We start from the raw sequence: 3,307 nt of genomic DNA on the forward strand, positions 1-3,307 counted from the left end.
CGTGGGGGCGCCCGCTGCTCGGCGTGCGCGCGACCGACACCCGCGCCGCCTGCCGCGCACTGGGCCTGGACTGGTGGGACGACCCGCACAACGTCGACCCGGCTTTCACCCGCGTGCGACTACGCCACGAGGTGCTCCCGCTCCTCGAGGACGTCCTGGGGGGCGGGGTGGCAGAGGGGTTGGCGCGGACCGCGGAGCTGCTCCGGACCGACGACGACGAGCTGGACCGTCTCGCCGCCGCCGTGCCCGTCTCCGGAGACGGCGTGCTGGACGTCTCCGTCCTCGAGCCGCTCACGCAAGCTGTGCTGACCCGGGTCCTGCGGCGATGGCTGCTGGCCCACGGCTGCCCCTCGCCCACGTACGCGCACCTGTCATCGGTGGCCGCCCTCGTCACGGACTGGCACGGGCAGGGGGGAGTGGCGGTGGGGGGCACGGGCCCGGACGGGTCGGGTGTGTCGGCGGGCCGGGGCAGGTTGGTCGCTCGGCGACGGCATGGAAAGGTGGTCCTCGAGATCGACCGGGCGAGTGGAGCGGGGACGTAGATGAGCACGGACAAGTACGCCGACGAGATCGAGTCGGTGCTCATCGACACCGATGTGATCCGCGACCGGATCGCCGAGATGGGCGCGACGATCGGGGAGCGCTACCGGGACTCCGAACAGGAGGTCGTGCTGGTCGCCGTGCTCAAGGGCGCGGCGATCTTCGTCTCCGACTTCGCCCGGGCGCTGACCATCCCCTCCGAGCTGGAGTTCATGGCGGTCAGTTCCTACGGCTCCTCCACCAGTTCCTCGGGAGTGGTGCGGATCCTCAAGGACCTCGACCGTGACATCGCGGACCGCGACGTGATCATCGTGGAGGACATCATCGACTCGGGCCTGACCCTGTCGTGGCTGATGCGCAACCTCCGCACCCGCAATCCGCGCTCGCTGGAGATCGTCACCCTGCTGCGCAAGCCCGACGCGGTCAAGGCGGACCTGGACATCCTCGAGATCGGGTTCGACATCCCCAACGAGTTCGTGGTGGGGTACGGCCTGGACTTCGCCGAGCGGTACCGCGACCTGCCGTACATCGGCCGGCTGCACCCTCGCATGTACTCCTGACCGACGCTGTTGGACACATGTCTGGCAATTTCGTGATCCAGGTCACGCGAGGCGGTTAGCCTGGCGACATGTTCCCGGGAACCTTCGCCGCCACCACGCCCGACAAGCCCGCCGTGATCCGCCCCGCGACGGGCGAGCAGATCACCTACGCCGAGCTCGAGGCCAGGTCGGCCCAGCTCGCGCACGTCCTGACCGACGACTGGGGGCTGCGCCCCGGTGACACCATCGCCGTGGTCTCGGACAACACCCTCGAAATGGTCGAGATCTACTGGGGGGCGTTGCGGGTCGGGCTCTACATCGCCGCCATCAACCATCACCTGACGGCCGACGAGTCCTCCTACATCATCGGGGACTGCGGTGCCCGCGCCCTCTTCGTCTCCGCTCCCGTGGCCGACCACGTCGACCTGTCCCCGGACGCGCACCCCGACGTCGAGCACCGGGTGGTGTTCGGCGGGTCGCTCGACGGGTTCGCGGACTACCGAGAACTGCTGGCCGACAAGCCCACTGATCCGCCCGCCGACCAGCCCCGCGGCCACGACTTCCTCTACTCCTCCGGCACCACCGGACGGCCCAAGGGCGTGCGCGTGGACCCGCCGGAGGGGCAGATCGACGAGGTCCCCGACGTCTACACCCCGGTGTTCAGCTTCCTCTACGCGTTCGACGCCGACAGCGTGTACCTGTGCCCCGCGCCGCTGTACCACGCGGCCCCGCTGCGGTTCTGCGGCGTGGTCAACTCCGTCGGCGGGACCGTGATCCTCATGGACCGCTTCGACGCCGAGGAGTCACTGCGCCTCATCGAGGAGTACCGCGTGACCCACTCGCAGTGGGTGCCGACGATGTTCGTGCGCATGCTCAAGCTGCCGGAGGAGACGCGGATGCGTTACGACGTGTCCAGCATGACCCACGCGATCCACGCCGCCGCCCCGTGCCCGCCCGAGGTCAAGCGCCGGATGATCGAGTGGTGGGGCCCGGTGATCCACGAGTACTACTCGGCCACCGAGGGCATGGGGATCACGTTCATCAACTCGCAGGAGGCGCTCGAACGCCCCGGATCGGTGGGCCGCGACGGGCTCAAGGGCATCGCGCACATCTGCGACGAGGAGGGCCGCGAGCTGCCCATCGGCGAGATCGGCACCATCTATTGGCAGCAGGACGAGGGCACCTTCGCCTACCACGGCGATCCGGACAAGACCGCGTCCGTCTTCCACCCCGAGCACCCCAACTGGTCCACCTTCGGCGACGTGGGTTACCTGGACTCCGACCGCTTCCTCTACCTCACCGACCGCAAGGCGTTCACCATCATCTCCGGCGGCGTGAACATCTACCCGCAGGAGATCGAGAACGCACTCGCGCTGCACCCGGCGGTCGAGGACGTCGCGGTGATCGGGATCCCGGACGAGGAGATGGGGGAGAAGGTCCACGCCGTGGTGGTGCCCGCTCCCGACCGCGCCGACGACCCCGACCTGGGCGAGGAGATCCTCGGATCGCTCCGCGGCCACATCTCGGACTTCAAGATCCCGCGGGCGGTGGACTTCGTCGACGAGCTACCCCGCACGCCCACCGGGAAACTGGTCAAGCGCCGGATCCTCGACCGCTACACGAGCGGAACCGTCGCCTGAGGCGCCGATGGACCTGACCGGCGAGTTCGAACGCGAGCGACCGAGACTCACCCGGATCGCCGCGCGAGTCCTCGGTGATCCGGCCGAGGCCGAGGACGCGGTCCAACAGGCGTGGCTGCGGCTGGCGAGGACCGACGCCGCCGCCGTCGACAACCTGCAGGGATGGCTCACCACCGTGGTCACCAGAGTGTGTCTGGACCGTCTCAAGGCCGCGGTGCCGGTGCCCGTGCCCGGGGACGCGCCCGATCGTCCGGGTGCCGATCCCGACCCCGCCGAGGAGGTGGCCCTCGCCGAGTCGGTGGGGTCGGCGCTGCACCTGGTGCTCGACCGGCTGTCCCCCGCCGAGCGGGTGGCGTTGGTCCTCCACGACTCGTTCGCCGTCGACTTCGCCACCATCGCCGGGATCCTGGACTGCACCCCGGCCGCCGCCCGCAAGCACGCCTCCAGGGCCCGGTCCAAGGTGGCGGCGCCGCCGGGCGGTCAGGGAACGGCGGACTGGGACGTGGTCGACGCCTTCCTCGCCGCGGCCCGGGACGGCGAGTTCTCCCGTCTGCTCGGGCTCCTCGCGCCGGACGTGGTGGTGGCCGG

General features: G+C 70.1%; 4 protein-coding genes. All 4 read left to right on the top strand.

The window, feature by feature from the left end:
• Positions 1 to 542 (top strand): TilS substrate-binding domain-containing protein (locus G6022_RS06750; RefSeq protein WP_182691230.1); only part of this gene is annotated, 542 nt, incomplete at its 5' end.
• Positions 543 to 1,100 carry a hypoxanthine phosphoribosyltransferase gene (gene hpt, locus G6022_RS06755; RefSeq protein WP_182610652.1) on the top strand — a complete coding sequence of 186 codons (558 nt, stop codon included), beginning with the start codon at positions 543 to 545 and terminating at the stop codon, positions 1,098 to 1,100. It abuts the gene before it with no gap.
• 68 nt (positions 1,101 to 1,168) lie between these two features.
• Entirely contained in the window at positions 1,169 to 2,719 is a 1,551-nt protein-coding gene (locus tag G6022_RS06760; RefSeq protein ID WP_179524469.1) for an acyl-CoA synthetase, read from the top strand.
• Positions 2,720 to 2,726: 7 nt separating this feature from the next.
• Positions 2,727 to 3,307: sigma-70 family RNA polymerase sigma factor (locus tag G6022_RS06765; protein ID WP_182691232.1), on the top strand; the 581-nt coding region annotated here is incomplete at its 3' end.

Source organism: Dietzia sp. Cai40 (genome assembly GCF_014145165.1).
Taxonomy (GTDB): domain Bacteria; phylum Actinomycetota; class Actinomycetes; order Mycobacteriales; family Mycobacteriaceae; genus Dietzia; species Dietzia natronolimnaea.

Excerpts from the sequence above, each read along its gene's own strand:
- G6022_RS06760 (WP_179524469.1), top strand. The coding sequence starts at position 1,169 with ATGTTCCCGGGAACCTTCGCCGCCACCACGCCCGACAAGCCCGCCGTG.
- hpt (WP_182610652.1), top strand. The coding sequence starts at position 543 with ATGAGCACGGACAAGTACGCCGACGAGATCGAGTCGGTGCTCATCGAC.